General features: G+C 45.3%; 14 protein-coding genes. 11 read left to right on the top strand and 3 right to left on the bottom strand.

What is annotated here, in order from left to right; all coding sequences use genetic code 11:
- The gene (locus G511_RS0106335; protein WP_028468896.1) at nt 1-987 is read right to left on the bottom strand and encodes a dihydrodipicolinate synthase family protein; all 987 of its coding nucleotides are present in this window, start codon (nt 985-987) and stop codon (nt 1-3) included.
- A gap of 282 nt (nt 988-1269) precedes the next feature.
- On the bottom strand, nt 1270-2148 hold the full coding sequence (locus G511_RS0106330; protein WP_028468895.1) for a LysR family transcriptional regulator: 879 nt from the start codon (nt 2146-2148) through the stop codon (nt 1270-1272).
- A 234-nt stretch (nt 2149-2382) separates the two neighbouring features.
- On the opposite strand from G511_RS0106330, the gene G511_RS0106325 reads away from it, so the two are divergent.
- Together G511_RS0106325 and G511_RS21980 are read left to right on the top strand one after the other, a co-directional pair.
- Nucleotides 2383-3501 (top strand): alcohol dehydrogenase family protein, encoded by a 1119-nt coding sequence (locus G511_RS0106325; RefSeq protein ID WP_028468894.1) that lies wholly within the window; start codon nt 2383-2385, stop codon nt 3499-3501.
- Nucleotides 3488-4594, top strand: coding sequence for a mandelate racemase/muconate lactonizing enzyme family protein (locus G511_RS21980; RefSeq protein WP_036551455.1), 1107 nt, complete (start codon nt 3488-3490; stop codon nt 4592-4594). The genes G511_RS0106325 and G511_RS21980 overlap by 14 nt, the downstream gene beginning before the upstream one ends.
- Before the next feature lie 80 nt (nt 4595-4674).
- On the opposite strand, the gene G511_RS21975 is transcribed toward G511_RS21980, so the two are convergent.
- Complete coding sequence (locus G511_RS21975) at nt 4675-5640, bottom strand: LysR substrate-binding domain-containing protein (protein WP_245573828.1); 966 nt, start codon at nt 5638-5640, stop codon at nt 4675-4677.
- Between the two features lie 324 nt (nt 5641-5964).
- On the opposite strand from G511_RS21975, the gene G511_RS0106310 reads away from it, so the two are divergent.
- The 9 genes from G511_RS0106310 (at nt 5965) to G511_RS0106270 (ending at nt 16325) form a co-directional block, all read left to right on the top strand.
- Nucleotides 5965-7176: an aromatic ring-hydroxylating oxygenase subunit alpha gene (locus G511_RS0106310; protein ID WP_028468893.1), complete on the top strand. Its 1212-nt coding sequence runs from the start codon at nt 5965-5967 to the stop codon at nt 7174-7176.
- A gap of 80 nt (nt 7177-7256) precedes the next feature.
- Complete coding sequence (locus tag G511_RS0106305; RefSeq protein WP_051221624.1) at nt 7257-8141, top strand: DMT family transporter; 885 nt, start codon at nt 7257-7259, stop codon at nt 8139-8141.
- A 232-nt stretch (nt 8142-8373) separates the two neighbouring features.
- A complete protein-coding gene (gene proV / locus G511_RS0106300) occupies nt 8374-9549 on the top strand; it encodes a glycine betaine/L-proline ABC transporter ATP-binding protein ProV (RefSeq protein ID WP_028468891.1) in 1176 nt (391 codons plus the stop codon).
- A gap of 32 nt (nt 9550-9581) precedes the next feature.
- Nucleotides 9582-10517 (top strand): glycine betaine/L-proline ABC transporter permease ProW, encoded by a 936-nt coding sequence (gene proW / locus G511_RS0106295; RefSeq protein WP_028468890.1) that lies wholly within the window; start codon nt 9582-9584, stop codon nt 10515-10517.
- A gap of 73 nt (nt 10518-10590) precedes the next feature.
- Nucleotides 10591-11616: a glycine betaine/L-proline ABC transporter substrate-binding protein ProX gene (gene proX / locus G511_RS0106290; protein ID WP_028468889.1), complete on the top strand. Its 1026-nt coding sequence runs from the start codon at nt 10591-10593 to the stop codon at nt 11614-11616.
- 92 nt (nt 11617-11708) lie between these two features.
- Complete coding sequence (locus tag G511_RS0106285) at nt 11709-13043, top strand: MmgE/PrpD family protein (RefSeq protein ID WP_028468888.1); 1335 nt, start codon at nt 11709-11711, stop codon at nt 13041-13043.
- Between the two features lie 81 nt (nt 13044-13124).
- On the top strand, nt 13125-14177 hold the full coding sequence (locus G511_RS21970; protein WP_051221622.1) for a GlxA family transcriptional regulator: 1053 nt from the start codon (nt 13125-13127) through the stop codon (nt 14175-14177).
- Nucleotides 14178-14244: 67 nt separating this feature from the next.
- Complete coding sequence (locus tag G511_RS0106275; protein WP_036551452.1) at nt 14245-15246, top strand: GlxA family transcriptional regulator; 1002 nt, start codon at nt 14245-14247, stop codon at nt 15244-15246.
- Between the two features lie 89 nt (nt 15247-15335).
- The gene (locus G511_RS0106270) at nt 15336-16325 is read left to right on the top strand and encodes an isopenicillin N synthase family dioxygenase (RefSeq protein WP_028468886.1); all 990 of its coding nucleotides are present in this window, start codon (nt 15336-15338) and stop codon (nt 16323-16325) included.
- Nucleotides 16326-16829 lie beyond the last annotated feature (504 nt).

Raw genomic sequence — 16829 nt, 5'->3', positions numbered from 1 at the left:
TTATTCCCCCGCCTGTGTGCTGGCAACTTCAGCTTTTGTTTTGCTGATGTTGGCTTTGATAGTCTTCACAAATGTGTCTTCTGGCGTTTCAGCGGCGATACCGGCAATGGTTGTTTTCAGCGTTTTGACTACTTGAGCCATTGCTTGTTTTTCATCCTTATTCAGGCCGCGCAATGGCTTACGCACTTGACCGGAAACACGGCCATCCAGTGTTACGCCATGCTTAACGCTCTGAATAAATTTACCGCCCTGCTCTAATACCCGCATGAGTGGCATCATGGCTGACATAATGCGACGTCCCTTGTTGAAATCATTTTCAACAACACAGGCGTTATACAGTGCCAGATGCTCTGTCGGCAGGAAGTTAGACCCCGCACACACCCAGCTTTTAGCTCCCCAGGCGAAAAACTCTAAGGCCTGATCATCCATACCGCAGGCAACCTGTATATGCGGATAGTCACGTGCCAGCATGTGCAAGCGATTGATATCACCGGAGCTTTCTTTGATACCGCAGAAATTGTTAGAACGCCCCACACGGTCGAGAAACTCCTCTTCCATATTGACGCCCATACGATCCGGGTAGTTGTACAACATTATGGGCAGATCAGCGGCGCGATCCACGGCTAGCGCATGCAGCGCCAGCTCACGTTGTGTTGGTAAAGAATAAGGCGGAGTTGCCACCAAAATCACATCCGCCTGATACTTAGCGGCATCTTCAGCCAACTTTAACGACGCATCTGGATTGACCGAACCAGTACCAAAGATAATCTGCAGACTATCGCCACAAATCTCACGAGCGATCTTTAACAGCGCAACTCGTTCTTCATGAGTCTCGACATAGTATTCACCGGTCGTACCGCCGATCATCAAGCCGTGAACGCCAGACGCCTGTAAGTACTGAACATGAGCTGTGTAAGCATCATAGTCGATAGAGTAATCTTCCTTAAACGGTGTGATTACTGGAGTATAAATCCCTTCGAAGTGCATTTAACTCACCTTCGTTATCATTGTTATTGATGGTCGTTTTAAGAGACTAGAAAATCTTAGAGAGACTCATCTGGTTTATAAAACAGCTTGATAAAATGGTAACGAGGGGGGGCAGGACTCCACAATCAACCTTTTATTCACAGAAAACATAACTTCAGGTTATGAGAGCCAGATAACCCACAAAAAATGGGAGCGCAACCTCCGCATATACAGGATTACAAAGCGAGGGTTTAATAAGATAAATGGGGACAGGCTTACCGGCTATACCGATTACATAACGACTTAGTCGGTTAAATGTGTTTTTTTCTGGATACCAGAGGCGATCAACAAGCATTCTGAGATTCGTTTTAATACCTGTGCATCAACCGATGATGAGTAAATCATATTCATTTTCAGCACTAGGTTACTGTTCAAAATATTCGCGGGTAACATTCTGGTTTTATCTAGAATCAGCAATGATTCCGGTAACAGAGATATAGCAAAGCCTGCATGAACAGCTGTTGCAACGTTCTCAAGAACCGGGCTACCAAACACTTGCTTGTATGGAATATTAGCTTTTTTCAGCCCTTCCAAGCATAGATCACGAACAATACAGTTATCTTCATGTATCGCGACCGGCACCTCCTCCTTCTCTTCCAGCCTTGCACAGGCCGGTCCAGACCATATCAAGCGTTCACTCCACAGTAACATCTCATCCGGGTATTCATCCTCGCCTGCAACAATGGCAATATCCAGCTCCCCCGCATCCAGTTTCTTTCTCAAGTTTCGGCTACGATCGCAGATTATTTTAGCTTCAAGGTTGGGCAGTTCTTGCGTGAGTACCGGCATAAAAAAGTTAAGAAAGTCCTGAGCATAGTCTGTTGGGATGCCAAAACTAAGTTGTCCTGAAAGGTCCTTTTCGGCTAGTGCTGACAAGGTCGCATTATTCAATTTTAAAAATTGCTCGCTATAACTGAGTAGGGTTTTTCCCGCTTCTGTTAACCGGATGCCTTGGTTGCTGCGTTCCATCAAACTAGTACCTAGCTGCTCTTCCAAACGTTTCATCTGCATGCTAACCGCCGCATGTGAACGGTAGATAGCTTTGGCTGCTTTCTTCAGTTCTCCGGTGCGAACCACCATGACAAATGTACGTAATAACTCAAGATCAAGTAACGGATCCATTGCCTACCCTTCTCAGATAATTAGCGAGTCTATAAAAGTAAACTCATCGTTAGTTATTCAATAAATCTAAACTGCTGATTAACTATTTTTAGTTTGCTTGAAGTATGCATTTTTTTTAGGGTAATAGGCAACATATCCAATGTAACGACCTGATACGCGCTGTTAAATGAACACAAGTTAGGGTCTCATCATTCATACGAGCGATCGTCGCTCAATAAAGACGTGGTAAGTAATATGACAACCCATAAAATTCCGGATCAAATGACAGGCGTTGTTCTAACAGGGCACGGCGGTCTTGAAAAACTGCTATACCGCACTGACTTAGCGGTACCAACTCCAGATAAAGGAGAAGTACTGATCAGAGTAGGCGCCAGCGCGGTAAATAATACTGATATCAATACCCGTATTGGCTGGTACTCAAAAGGCGTAACGGGACAAACCAATGCAGGCGCCGCACAAGGATTTGAAACAGCCGATGATGATGACGCTAGTTGGTCTGGTATCCCACTTGAGTTTCCAAGAATTCAAGGAGCTGATTGCTGTGGCGAGATTGTTGCTGTTGGTGAGCAAGTAAACCCTGGTCGAATCGGTGAAAGAGTACTGTTACGTAACCTTCAATCAGCAGCCTCACAAGGTGAGTTCAGCTGCATTACCTATGGGTCTGAGTGTGATGGTGGGTTTGCACAATATACCAAAACCCCTGCAAGCGAGGCATTTGCGGTACAAAGCTCATTGACTGACGCTGAACTAGCATCATTCCCATGCGCTTACTCTACTGCCGAAAACATGATCGATAGAGTTGGCGTTAAAGCTAATGAAACGGTACTCATTACGGGTGCATCGGGTGGTGTTGGATCAGCTGCAGTACAACTGGTTAAACGGCGTCATGCTAAAGTCATTGCTATCTGTGGCGCAGAAAAGGTAGAACAGCTTAAAGCACTAGGCGCCGACATAGTCATCCCTCGAGGAGAAAGCATGACGGATGTTCTGGGGCATCACTCAGTGGATGTCGTGATTGACCTCGTCGCTGGAGATCAGTGGGCGGAACTACTCGACCTGTTACGCAGAGGTGGACGCTATACGGTAGCAGGCGCAATAGCAGGCCCAATAGTCGAGTTAGATGTAAGAACGTTATACCTTAAAGATTTAAGCTTTTTTGGCTGTACTTACCAACCCCGGTCAGTTTTCGAAAATTTGATCCAATATATTGAACGTGATGAATTAAAACCTCTCGTTGCACATGAATACCCACTGCAAAAAATCACAGAGGCTCAGCAAGACTTTATGGCTAAGAAATTTATTGGCAAGCTGGTCTTACTACCGCCTAAGGAGAATATGCATGAAAATCGTTGAGATCTCTGTCTTTCATCGGCCATTACCTATTAAGGGTAAGCCCTATAAAATGGCCCTTCAAGAGTTAACAACGCTTGATTCAACTATCGTTAGAATAACCACTGATAGCGGTTTGATTGGCTATGGCGAGTTCTGCCCACTTGGGCCTGCCTACCAACCACAACATATGTTGGGAGGCCGCGCTGCGCTGCAAGAGATCTGCCCTCACCTAATCGGTATGAATCCTCTATTGATTGACCGTGTGTATGATGTGATGAATCAAGCACTGTGCGGTAGCCTCTACGCAAAGTCAGCCATTGATATGGCTCTCTGGGATATTGCCGGGAAAACCTATGGTGTGCGTATTTGTGATTTATTAGGCGGAGCGATTCGGGAAAAGGTACCTTCCTATTATGCAATCGGACTGACCTCACCGGATGAAGCAGCAGAGATTGCCAAAGAAAAACAAGCACAAGGCTTTCGCAGACTTCAACTCAAGGTTGGTGGCAGAGAGCTTCAAGAAGATATAGCCGCAGTACATAAGGTTTCAGAAGTTTTAGCAACAGGCAGCACATTGGCCGTCGATGCTAACCGTGGGCTACTACCGCGTGATGCTATTAACTTGTCTCTTGCATGTAAAGAGCTGGCCTTTGTCATGGAGCAACCCTGTCAGACATACGAACAATGCCTAGCGGTTCGCCAGCACATAGCCCGCCCGCTCTATCTGGATGAAGTGATTGAAGATCTAAACACACTGTTACGAGCTATTTCAGACAACGCCGCCGATGGCTTTGGTATGAAGCAAAGCAGAGTGGGTGGTATCAGTAAAATGAGAACTATCCGTGATGTATGCCACGTTGCCGGTTTACCCATAACATCAGATGACAGCTGGGGGGGTGATCTGGTTGCTTCCGCCTGCTTGCAGCTTGGTGCAACAATACAGCCTCAGCTATGTGATGGGGTCTGGGTTGCTGCGCCCTATATCGACGGCCATTATGATCCGGACAATGGCCTTTCGGTGAAACAGGGGCAACTGAGTTTGCCGAGCGGTTTTGGTCTTGGGATAGAACCACACATCAACACAACCGAGACTGCACTGATGAGTTTCGGCTAATTATGAACGGTAGTATTGGCCTAACAACTAGCCACGAGAAAGCAAGCAAAGAAGAACAGCCGAAATTTATTTCAAAGGGTCTAATTGCTTGCTTTAGCTATTTTTTCTAGCGGAACGACAGAGGTTTGCTCATCAGCAATACAGCCAAGGAACCATTCCTTAAACGTACGAAATGCCTCGTTATCTTGGCGACTTTCAGAATAAGTAAGGTAGTGCGACTTCTCCCGATAAACGGCCTCAGCTTCACCAATACGTACTAGCCAGCCTTGTTCGATCATAGGAGATACTAGTTGATGCCACCCTAGGCACACACCTTGATGGTTAAGCACCATCTGAATCAGCATATTGTAATCATTAGCATTGAACACATGACGATCCCCACCTAGGCCGATATCAATATCGATCCCTTGGGAGCTAAACCAAACGCCCCAATCTACATGCTCCGCAATTTGTGAACGCCCATAAGGACTGAGGTTAAGCAGGGTTTGATTTTGCAACACTTCTAGATCATTAATCTCTGGGTTTTGCTTTAAATAAAGCGGCGAGCAAACCGGATAGATAAGATCATAAAATAGCGGAATTGAATGATACCCTTCTCTGGGATCACTCACCTTATTAATGAAAATATCAGGGTGTACTCCTGGCTCCATCTGAAGAAAGTTATTCGTCGTCACAACACTAACATCAATGTCCGGATTGGCAGCAAAAAAACCGGGTAAGCGTGCCGAAAGCCAAAAAGCTGAGAATGCGGGTGAACAGCAGATAGTTAACTCTTGCTTGCGCTTATCACTGTTCTGAATTCGCTGTGCAGCCTGCGCTATGTTAACGAAAGACAAATAGGCGGCATCATAAAAGATGGTACCCGCCTCTGTCAGTTCAACGGCGCGCCCAGCTCGTTTAAACAATGAAACACCTAAAGACGCTTCAAGCTCTCTAATTTGGCGACTAATAGCCGCTTGCGTAACACAAAGAGCTTCTGCTGCACGAGTGAAATTTTGATACTTTGCCGCTGCAACAAAAGACTTCACCGCTCGGAGTGAAGGCATTTTTACTAAGATCTGATCAGGCTCTACATGTTTAACCATAACTTCAGGTATTCAATTCTCTAAATAAAAAGTCGCTTTACCGGTTTCAACCCCAGCCATACACTAAATTTCAAATCTGGGTAGGCCTACATTTTGTAAGTTATACCCTTACATGCTGTGTTGGCGCCACTGACAACGACACAACAATGACTAACAACGTCAGCAGGTATTTTAGTTACACACTGCACTGTGAGAAAACACTATAGTGCCAATATACCTGCCGAGACCAGTATAAGCATAACAATAACAGCGACTACAGCAGCGTAGCGTTTTGGGAGCACCACAATGACCAGCAAAATTAAAACTCTGGAGCTGATCAATCAGCGTAAACCGCGCCACGCCCTGACACGGGAAATTTATCGCGACGAAGATGTGTACCAACAAGACCTGGAACAGATCTGGCACAAAGAGTGGATTTTTGCCGGCCATACTATCGAGATAGAAAAAGCCGGCCAATACATGACGATTCAAGTGGGTGACTATCCCGTAGTTATCGTTTGCGATGACGCCGGTAATGTCAGAGCATTTCATAACGCTTGCCGTCACCGCGGCTCTCGCGTTTGCTCAGAAGCTAAAGGGAAAACAGCCAAACTGGTTTGCCCGTACCATAAATGGACTTTTGGCCTAGACGGCAAACTATTGTTCGCTGGTAACATGGGTGAGAAGTTCAACAACGATGCCCATGGATTGATGCCCGTACATTGCGAAGTCGTTAATAGCTACATATACATTTGTGTCGCTGAGCAGGCGCCAGATTTTGAGCAATTCCGCAAAGATGTAAGCCCGTTTATCGCTCCGCATAACCTTGAAAACAGCAAAGTAGCTCATGAAGCAAATTTAGTAGAAGACGGAAACTGGAAACTGGTTTTTGAAAACAACCGTGAGTGCTACCACTGCGACGCCAATCATCCTGAACTGCTCAATTCATTTGTCGAAAATCTCTCGGTTGCCGGCGTTGGAGGCGATGATGATCCAGAACTGGTAGCACATTGGGATAAATGCGAAGCAGCAGGATTACCGAGCCGTTTAGTAATGGATACAAATGGCCAGTACCGTATGACACGGATCCCGCTGTCTGCTAAAGCGGTCAGCTATACAATGGATGGGCAGCCCGCTGTTAACGGCCGACTCGATAATACCGATGTTAAAGACATTGGCGCCCTTCTTTATTTCAACTACCCATCCACTTGGAACCACTTCCTTGGTGACTTTGCCCTGAGCTTTCGCGTACTGCCTCTCAACTCGGGACAAACACTCGTAACAACTAAATGGCTAGTGCCCAAAGATGCGATTGAAGGTGTCGACTATGATCTAGACAATCTCACTAAAGTTTGGCTAGCAACTAACGACCAAGACAAGAGACTGGTTGAAGAAACATTCCGCGGGGTCAGCTCGCCCTCATATATTCCAGGGCCATTTTCTGATATCGCTGAGAACGGTGTATGTCAGTTTGTAGACTGGTACTGCGATACCATGAAACAAAAGCTTAACGACTAAAGCTTTCCTCTCTTAAGCCTCTGCCTGCCCTGCATGCAGAGGCTTTTTTGTGCACTTCCTCCTATTATCAGGACCATTCAATGCAGAAACAATGCTATCTGCGTGACTATCGCAAGGGTTTTATTTTAGTGATGATTGCCGCCATTAGTTACGGCCTGCAACCACTCTTCTCTCACTTCGCCTACAACGATGGTGCCAACCCCGTAGGGTTGCTCATATCGCGTTTTTTAATCGCGGCACTTTTAATACTGGGTTGGTTGAAAATTAAGAAAATTCGCTTGCCAAGAAAAAAACCATTCCTGCAAAGCATGTTAATTGGTGTTGGTTATGCCTGTGCCGCATTGGGGTATTACAACGCTAGCCATTCAACGTCTGTTAGCTTAGCAGTGATTCTGATGTTTTCTTTCCCTGCCTTTGTCACTCTCTACTCAATATTATTTCTCAAAGAGAGCGCCACAGCAGGACGACTGATAAGCATGACATTAGCAATGTCAGGTGTGATGCTGGCTGCAGGCATTGAGTTTAGAGGCGACTTGAATGGTATCCTCTGGGCTCTTTTTGCCGCCATCAGCTATGGCGCCGCTATTATTTATGGTTCTCACAACGCAAAGCCTGAAAACCCGTTAGCTTCAGCATGCTCAATATTGTTCGGATGCGTCCTAACATTAAGTATAGCCAGTCTACTCGAGCACATTCACCTGCCACAGTCGATAAGCGGCTGGAGTGCTACATTGGGGCTGGCATTGTTTGCCACCATTCTTCCCATCGCTACTTTTATTAGCGGCTCGCCACTCATTGGCGCTGCTAGTGCATCAACGCTTTCTACTCTAGAACCGATAGTGGCGGTTCTCATTGCAGTATCTCTTATTGGGGAACAGCTCAATTTATCAGCCTATTTAGGGGGAGTGATGGTCCTGATCGCTGCTTTTGTGCTTTCTAGGAACTGCGCTAATCATTCGCCCTAAACCAATTTCATGAGCATCCGAGGTTATTAAAGAGAGATGTAGGTTGCGCAGCCATATTAATAATAACCACAAGTTATGGTTTTTACGCTAAATATGTCGTTGGACGCTTTCGAGCAAAGAACTTAACTTAATAGGCATACCAACAGTCATGAGAAAACTTATATTGTTGTGATATGGCACGACTGTCACCACGATAGACTTCAATAATAATCATAAAAATGCAGAGGGTAGCATGACAGACAGCACAGATATTCTGTCGATTAAAAACGTCTACAAAGTATTTGGCGAACAGCCAGAGACTGCGATGAAGATGTTGCGAAACGGCGCAAATAAAGATGAAATCTTTGAAAGAACCGGTCAGACCGTCGGTGTTTTTGATGCCAGTTTTACTGTTAAGAAAGGTGAAATTTTCGTTATCATGGGGCTATCCGGCTCTGGAAAATCCACGATGGTTCGCCTGCTGAACCGTCTTATAGAGCCAACTGCTGGCAGCATCGAACTCAATGGCAAAGACATTACCGTACTTGGGGATGCTGAACTGCTGGATGTACGCCGTAAAGAGATGAGCATGGTGTTTCAGTCCTTTGCTCTCATGCCACATATGTCAGTTATAGAAAACGCAGCATTCGGCTTAGAAGTATCCGGCGTCGAAAAGAAAGAACGTAACTTAAGAGCACAAGAGGCGCTACAACAAGTGGGATTGGGAGAGCATGGCGACAGTTATCCTCACCAGCTATCCGGCGGAATGCAGCAACGCGTCGGGCTAGCTAGAGCGCTCACCAACGACCCAACTATCTTGCTAATGGATGAAGCCTTCTCAGCTCTCGATCCTTTAATCCGCCATGAGATGCAGGGAGAGCTGATTCGCCTACAGCAGGAGCAGGCTCGCACTATTGTCTTTATCTCACACGATTTAGATGAAGCGATTCGTATTGGCGACCGTATTGCCATTATGGAGGGCGGACGTGTTGTTCAGATTGGCACACCAAAAGAGATTATGCTCAACCCTGCCGATGAGTATGTCGAAACTTTCTTTAAAGGCGTTGATGTCAGCAAGATCCTTAAAGCTGGTGATATTGCTTGCGAGAAAAGCGCCTGCAAAATTCGCATTAACGGTTCAGTTCAACCTTTTGACCCGACAAACAACCAATTTGGCTACCTGCTGGATAACAGCGATAAGCTGCAAGGTGTGGTTCCGCTTGTCTCTATTGATGCACAAGCAAGCGCCAGCTCATTAATAGAGCAACAATTCGACCAGCATCATTCAGTTTACAGTGACGACATGATTAGCGATGTTGTAAAGCAAGTTGCTAGCTCTGAATACCCAGTCCCTGTCATAGAACGCAATGGCACCTTTTGCGGTGTTATATCCAAAGAATTGATGCTGAAAACGCTAAGCCATAACTGAGTTAAAGAATAATAATACTAAGGTAAATTATAATGTCTGAATTTAGCCTGTTAGATCCTTTTCAGTATCTCAGCATTCCACTGGGAGAATGGGTAGAAAGCATACTTAATTACTTGGTGCAGAACTTCCGCGGCTTCTTCCGTGCAATCCGCTGGCCAATCGACCAAGTACTAGACCTGTCAGAAACAGTCCTGCAATCAATTCCTCCCTCTATCGGCATCATCCTATCATCGTTAATGGGCTGGCAGTTAGCAGGTAAGAAAATGGGAGTTTTCTGTTTCATCACACTGACCTTCCTCGGCTTAATTGGAGTCTGGTCTGAATCGATGACAACACTGTCTCTTGTTCTGACTGCACTGTTTTTCTGTGTCGTATTTGGCATCCCTTTGGGTATTCTTTCCGCTCGTAGCGATCGAATAGAACGGGTCGTTCGCCCGGTTCTAGATGCCATGCAGACACTGCCTGCATTCGTCTATCTAGTGCCTGTCGTTATGCTGTTTGGAATCGGTAACGTTCCTGGCGTTCTGGTCACCATTATTTTCGCCCTGCCACCCCTTGTACGGCTAACCAATTTAGGGATTCGCCAAGTGCCCGCAGACAAAATCGAAGCGGCACGGGCTTTTGGCTGCACCCCTCGTCAGATGCTGCTTAAGGTTCAATTACCGCTGGCAACACCCACCATTATGGCCGGTGTAAACCAAACTCTTATGCTTTCACTATCGATGGTTGTCATTGCGTCAATGATCGCTGTGGGTGGTTTAGGACAGATGGTATTACGCGGTATCGGGCGCTTAGACATGGGGCTTGCGACGGTAGGTGGCGTTGGCCTAGTGCTGTTGGCAATATTTCTTGACCGTCTGACTCAAGCCATGGGCGAGCGTGCAGGTGTGAGCAACACACTTCATTGGTACGAAACAGGTCCGGTTGGGTTTTTAGTACGCAGCTATCGCACCATGCAATCTAAATAAGTAAGGCAATTGAATAGATAAAAAGTAGCACTTTAAAACACTCACTAAAAATAAACACAATGAGGAACTAGCGATGATGCAATCACGCTTAAAAGAACTGTCTAAGACTATTTTTAAACTAACTGCGGCGGCATCTATAACAGCCCTAACCATGACAAGCACCGCTTCTGCTGAAGCAATGCCGGGTAAAGGCGTAGAAATCACGCCTATTTTCCCGACCATTGCTGAAGAACGTTTTCGCGGCGAGATTGCGATCGCAGGTTTGGAAGCGCTAGGCTACGAAGTTGAAGAGCCTAAAGAAACTGAATATGCCACCATGATGTTGGCACTTTCTTATGGAGATGCCGATTTCAGTGTTCACGCGTGGGAAGAGCTTCATAAAACCTTCTATAAAAAAGCTGGCGGCGACGAGACTCTGGTTAAAGCAGGTGACGTTATCCCGGGAGTATTGCAGGGTTACTTAATCGATAAGAAAACCGCTGATAAGTACAACATCACTCAAATTACCGACCTGAAAAAGCCTGAGATTGCCAAGCTATTTGATGCGGATAACGACGGCAAAGCAGATCTAACCGGTTGTAATCCAGGCTGGGGTTGTGAGCTAGTGATCGATCATCATATGAAAGCTTATGGTTTAGAAGACACTGTTAGCCATAACCGTGGATCTTACTTCGCACTGATGGCAGATACCATTACTCGTTACAAGGAAGGGCAATCAATTCTTTATTACACATGGGTACCACAGTGGATTGCTGGCGTGCTGGTTGAAAATAAAGACGTGGTTTGGCTTGAAGTACCACATACAGACCTACCAGATGGCAACAACGACGCCAATACCAGCTTCAATGGTAAAAATCTGGGCTTCGCTGTCGATCAAATCCAGTCAGTTCTGAACAAAGAGTTTGCTGAAGAAAATCCTGCAGCGACTAAATTCTTATCTTTAGTGCAGATCAGTGCCAGCGATGAAAGTGCACAGAACCTAAAAATGCAAAATGGTGAAAAATCCATGAAAGACATTAAGCGCCACGCACAAGAATGGATTGCGGCTCATCAAGATAGTTATGACAGCTGGTTAGCTGCTGCTCGCGCAGTTAAATAAGTCCATCTGCCCTGCAAATTATTGACAGTAAAAAGGCACCTTGAGGTGCCTTTTTTTCCTCTGTATTTTCTTCTGATATATCGGAACATACGATGTCTCTATATAACTTTGTACAAAACTTACATTTTAGAGAAGTCCCACAACATACTCGTTATCTGGTCAGTACTTCTTTATTGGATATTATCGGTGTTATTGCCGGTGCCAAAAGCAACCAAACGACTATCAACATCTGTAACTATGCTGCCGACAATTACCCTGCGACAAAGCTGAGTTGCCGACTATTATTTGATGATCGAAAAGTTAATCCTCTAGGAGCCGCATGGGCCGGAGGCTTCAGTGCCGACAGCCTAGATGCCCATGAAGGTCACTTCACCTCCAAAGGACACGCCGGAGCTACGGTTGTCCCTGCCCTATTAGCACTCGCAGATGCTTGTCGTGATCAAGGTCGGGATATCAGTGGTGAGGAGTTTCTCAGTGCTGTCACTATCGCTTATGAAACAGGGCTGCGAGCCGGCGTTGCATTAATGGATACAGCCGCTGAATACCATGCCTCTGGTGCTTTTTCAGGCTTAGGAGTCGTGTGTGGTGGGGCCCGACTATTAGGTATGAATGAGGAGCAATTTCAGCACGCGCTAGGCATCGCAGAATACTTTGGACCACGTTGCCCTATGATGCGTTTGGTCGACTCCCCTTCCATGCTACGTGATGCCCACGGTGCTGGCGCCTATGCAGGAATAAACGCATTGCTGATGGCTCAGGCGGGTATTACGGGTGCGCCGGCAGAAACAGTAGCCGATAATAAGATAAGTCATTGCTGGAACGATTTGGGAGAACGCTGGGAGATAGACGCACAGTACTTTAAGCCTTGGCCGGTATGTCGCTGGGCACAACCATCACTAACAGCGGTTACTGGGATGATGGCACAGTATCCAGAGATAATAGCAACCAATATTGAAGCGATAAATGTAGAAACCTTTCATGAATCGATGCGATTACAAGGGCACTTCCCAGCAAATGCTGACGAAGCACAATATGGCCTAGCATTTCCATTGGCGGCATTAATCAGCCGTGGCCAAGTTGGCCCGAATGAGGTTACCGGGGATGCGATTCAGGCAGAGGATATTCTTCAGATTAGTCGCCTGGTTGAAATTACTGAAGCGCAAGATCTATCAGCACGATTCCCACAAGAAATCCTATCTAGAGTAACGATCCAGTTAAAAGACGGTTCTAGCCTGACCAGCCCGGTGACACAGGCAAAAGGGGACCCTGATACAGCAATGACTCAAGCTGAGCTCAGAGCTAAATTCCGATTACTGGCTTCAGTTAATTTCAGTGAGCAAAGAATTGCAAAGATTATCACTGCTGTGGATCTTCTAGAAAAAGCTGATGACTGTAGCCAATTGTTTGATCTGCTGATGAGTACCTAATAACTACTGATAACACATCTACCCATAAAATAATCATGACCAACACCGTGACAAGTAACTCAACCGACAGGAGGTAAAAAGATGATTATCACACAACAAAAACATCTTTTGATCTCCCCTACTACGGACTCAAAACATGTTGCATTACCAACTCGTGAGCGAATGCATAACCCCCTTAGCGTTGGCTTTATTTTAGCAGACAACTTTTCGATGCTAGCATTCACCGCTGCAGCCGACACATTAGTCACTGCCAACCTTGTTAACGTAAATGAACTGTATTCGCACCAGACTATTAGTGCCGATGCCAATAACTATTCTGTCATTAGCGATCTCGGAATCGAAGTATCTGCTCAGCTGACATTAGAGCAGATACCTATGGAAGGTAAAGGCGCTCTAGATATTTTAATTATTTGCGGCGGTTTTAGGTCACCGCTGCACGAAAACACGCGGCTATCGGCGTTCCTAAAAGTCGCTAACAAAAAAGGAATCACGCTTGGTGGCATTTGGAATGGTGCCGTTCACCTAGCCCATGCAGGCCTGCTTAATAATTGCGATTGTGCCGTTCACCCAGATAGTCATGCTTTTATACAGGAGCACTTCAGCCAAGTAACGCTCTCCACAAGTGCATTAATTATCGAAGATAAACGTATCAGCTGCGCCACGCCATCTAGCGCTCTGCAAATGATGTTAAAACTGATAGAAAAAACACAAGGCAGCGACCTTGTGCTTGCTATTAGAGATATCCTAAGCTGTGACCGTATCGCCGAAGATGGTGAACTTGTGCTGGCTCAGCCTGGTGATAACCCAGCGTTTCCTAATGCTTTGCGAAGCGTACTGGAACTCATGCGCTCTAACCTTGAAGAGCCTATACATTTAGATGAATTGGCATCTTTTGTGAGCATGTCCCGCCGACAAATAGAAAGAATGTTTCAGACATATTTAGACACCACACCGTACCGCTACTATCTTGAGTTACGCTTAACCTACGCTAAGCGATTACTAGAACAAAGCAGTTATTCCATTATAGCGGTTTCAGTAGCCTGTGGCTTTCTGAGCACAAGCCATTTCAGCCATTGTTTTAAGAAGTATTATGGGTTTTCACCCAGCATCGCCCGACAGCAAACCAATCAATAAAGTCATGCGGCATCACTAAAATCGAACTCAATAAAACTGTATTAAACATAACTAAAGAGTTAAAAACATGACCGCGAACACCACACAGCATACCGCAGAAAAAAAGGTCATACAGGTTAGCTTTGTCCTACTACCCGGATTTGCCCTCACCTCCTTTGCGTTAGCCATCGAAGCACTGAGCGTTGCAAACGTACTTAACGGCTCTGATCTCTATCAATACCAAATATGCCAAGTCGAACCGTTTAATATCGGCAGCGCCATAAAAAGCTCGAATAACGTGCCTATAGAAACAAATGGTGACATAGACTCATGCCAACAGAGTGATCTAATTTTTATCTGTGGTTACAGAAATGTTGCTGATTACAATAATCCACGCTTTTTTACATTACTGCGAAATATCGCCCGTCGTAAAGGCCGTATAGCTGCACTAAGCTGCGGTAGCTTCATTTTAGCTAAGGCGGGATTATTACAAGACAAAAGCTGCACGCTCGTACCTGAATACTGTAATACCTTTGCCGAGCTTTATCCCAGCATTATGCTACAAGAGAACCTATATACCATCACGGATAATCTGCTAACCAGCGCTGGCGGGACTGCCACATTAGATATGTTACTTTACTTAATTGGCCAAGATCATGGTCGTGATTTTGCCCAGCATGTGTCCCAACAGTTTTTACAGGAACGAATTCGAAGTCGCGAAGAGATGCAAACGACCCGCCGCTACCTAACCCTTCGCATGAAATCTCCCTGTTTGGGTGCAGCCGTGGAGTTAATGGAAAAGCACATCAGTGCCCCCTACCCAATCTCGACAGTTGCCAACAAAATAGGTACAACTCAACGAAATCTAGAAACGGCTTTTCAGAAACACGAGCACACCAGCCCTGGTCGATATTATCTTCATCTGCGCCTCCAGCACGCACGAAAAATGATTGAAGAAACGCACTTAAGTATTGCCAATATTTCGCAGGCAACGGGGTTTAGTTCACAGAGCCACTTTAGTAAATGTTTTCGTGAACAATTCAACCAACGCCCTTCCGAATTACGCCTTACACATTCATCGTTTCAGTAATACTGTTTTTCGCTTTTGTTATATATGTGCAACCACTACTTCAGTGAAACTAAGCACATATAAAAACAACAAATTGCAGGTATTACACAGTGTCTATAGCCTCCTCCAACCAGATTGACTCTCGCCTTGAAAGCAAATCAACCACATTCAGTGAAATCCCTATTATCGATATTGCTTCGCTAATCGATGGCAGCGACCCAATGAAAGTGGCCGATGAGATTGGCTACGTTTGTGAAAATATAGGGTTTCTTTATATAAAGAATCACGGTGTAGATCCGCAACTGATAAAAGATGCTTACGCACTGGCCGAGGCGTTTTTCAAGCTACCGGTTGAACAAAAGCAGCAGCTGAATATTGTTAACTCTGGACAAACGTTGCGCGGCTATATTCCAATGTATAGCGAAAATGTTGATCCAGAAAACACCCGTGACTTTAAAGAATGTTTTGATTTTGGTCTCAATGAAACCACTGTCTCGCCCTTCTTTGGGCCAAACCAAATGCCACAAAGCCCTGCTGGCTTTAAAAAAACCTTTGAGCAATACCATGATGCAATGATGACTTTATCCCGTAAACTCATCAGCGCTATCGCTCTTAGCCTAGAACTTCCAGCGAACTACTTTGAGAAGCTGCAACAAAAGCCTATAACCATCCAGCGCCTGCTTCATTATCCACCGCAAGAAGGTAACATTTCTCTAGAAGAAATAGGCATAGGCGCTCACACCGATTATGGGTTTCTGACCATCCTGTCTCAGGATTCGGTAGGCGGTTTACAAGTACAAAACCGTGATGGAGAATGGGTTAGCGCACCGCCCGTAGAAGATACTTTTATCGTTAACATTGGTGATCTTGTGCAAACATTTACCAACGATCGCTACATATCAACCACCCACCGAGTCATTAATACCAGCGGTAAAGAACGTTATTCTGTGCCCTTTTTTATCGATCTGGATTTTGATGCAAAAGTGAGCGTAGTGCCGACATGCCAAAATGATGATAACCCTGCCAAATACCCCACTTATACTTGCGGGCAACATAAGTACAAACGTTTCGTTGATAGCTATGAACATTTAACTAGCTAAATGGAGCAACAAAAGAGACTCGCTTAGCTTAGCTTACCTCGTCAAAACTAAGAGATGGCAGACAGTAAGAAAGTGGTAGCCTCTTTCGCATACTCCTCAACCTGCTTGTCGTTCGGCTTCTCATTCATTCCAATAAGAGTTGCTAAACGATGGGCGAGCAGCATTAATGGACCTATCTGTAAGCTCAGCTTAAATACAGAGTATCTGAGTGAACTAGAAGGCCTTAGCGAAGGGCAAAGTATTCTAATCATCTATAGGGTAGGAAATTCCGATCAAGCATTATTAACATAAAAATCTGAACGTGATAAAACGAATATGAAGGTATTTTGGTTAAAGGGTTGGACTATCTAAACAACACTCACTTGCTGATATTAAGCCCGCTATTTTCTTAGAAAGCACATGAAACTACTGAGTCTTTATAAGACAAAACCACCCTTTAATTACCACTCATGTTTGCAGTAATAACACGCAATATTGTGGGTTAATAACAAGTGTGATGAGTCA

Origin of the sequence: Neptunomonas japonica DSM 18939, from assembly GCF_000422765.1 — a bacterium.
Lineage (GTDB): Bacteria > Pseudomonadota > Gammaproteobacteria > Pseudomonadales > Balneatricaceae > Neptunomonas > Neptunomonas japonica.
Note: the sequence above shows the minus strand (reverse complement) of the source record. Positions and strands in the feature narration are given on the sequence as shown.

What these genes read in the sequence shown, in the direction of transcription:
- G511_RS0106335 (WP_028468896.1), bottom strand. Translation starts at nt 987, where the DNA reads ATGCACTTCGAAGGGATTTATACTCCAGTAATCACACCGTTTAAGGAA.
- proW (WP_028468890.1), top strand. Translation starts at nt 9,582, where the DNA reads ATGTCTGAATTTAGCCTGTTAGATCCTTTTCAGTATCTCAGCATTCCA.
- G511_RS0106330 (WP_028468895.1), bottom strand. Translation starts at nt 2,148, where the DNA reads ATGGATCCGTTACTTGATCTTGAGTTATTACGTACATTTGTCATGGTG.
- G511_RS0106310 (WP_028468893.1), top strand. Translation starts at nt 5,965, where the DNA reads ATGACCAGCAAAATTAAAACTCTGGAGCTGATCAATCAGCGTAAACCG.
- G511_RS21970 (WP_051221622.1), top strand. Translation starts at nt 13,125, where the DNA reads ATGATTATCACACAACAAAAACATCTTTTGATCTCCCCTACTACGGAC.
- G511_RS21980 (WP_036551455.1), top strand. Translation starts at nt 3,488, where the DNA reads ATGAAAATCGTTGAGATCTCTGTCTTTCATCGGCCATTACCTATTAAG.
- G511_RS21975 (WP_245573828.1), bottom strand. Translation starts at nt 5,640, where the DNA reads ATGCCTTCACTCCGAGCGGTGAAGTCTTTTGTTGCAGCGGCAAAGTAT.
- proV (WP_028468891.1), top strand. Translation starts at nt 8,374, where the DNA reads ATGACAGACAGCACAGATATTCTGTCGATTAAAAACGTCTACAAAGTA.
- G511_RS0106325 (WP_028468894.1), top strand. Translation starts at nt 2,383, where the DNA reads ATGACAACCCATAAAATTCCGGATCAAATGACAGGCGTTGTTCTAACA.
- G511_RS0106285 (WP_028468888.1), top strand. Translation starts at nt 11,709, where the DNA reads ATGTCTCTATATAACTTTGTACAAAACTTACATTTTAGAGAAGTCCCA.
- proX (WP_028468889.1), top strand. Translation starts at nt 10,591, where the DNA reads ATGATGCAATCACGCTTAAAAGAACTGTCTAAGACTATTTTTAAACTA.
- G511_RS0106275 (WP_036551452.1), top strand. Translation starts at nt 14,245, where the DNA reads ATGACCGCGAACACCACACAGCATACCGCAGAAAAAAAGGTCATACAG.
- G511_RS0106305 (WP_051221624.1), top strand. Translation starts at nt 7,257, where the DNA reads ATGCAGAAACAATGCTATCTGCGTGACTATCGCAAGGGTTTTATTTTA.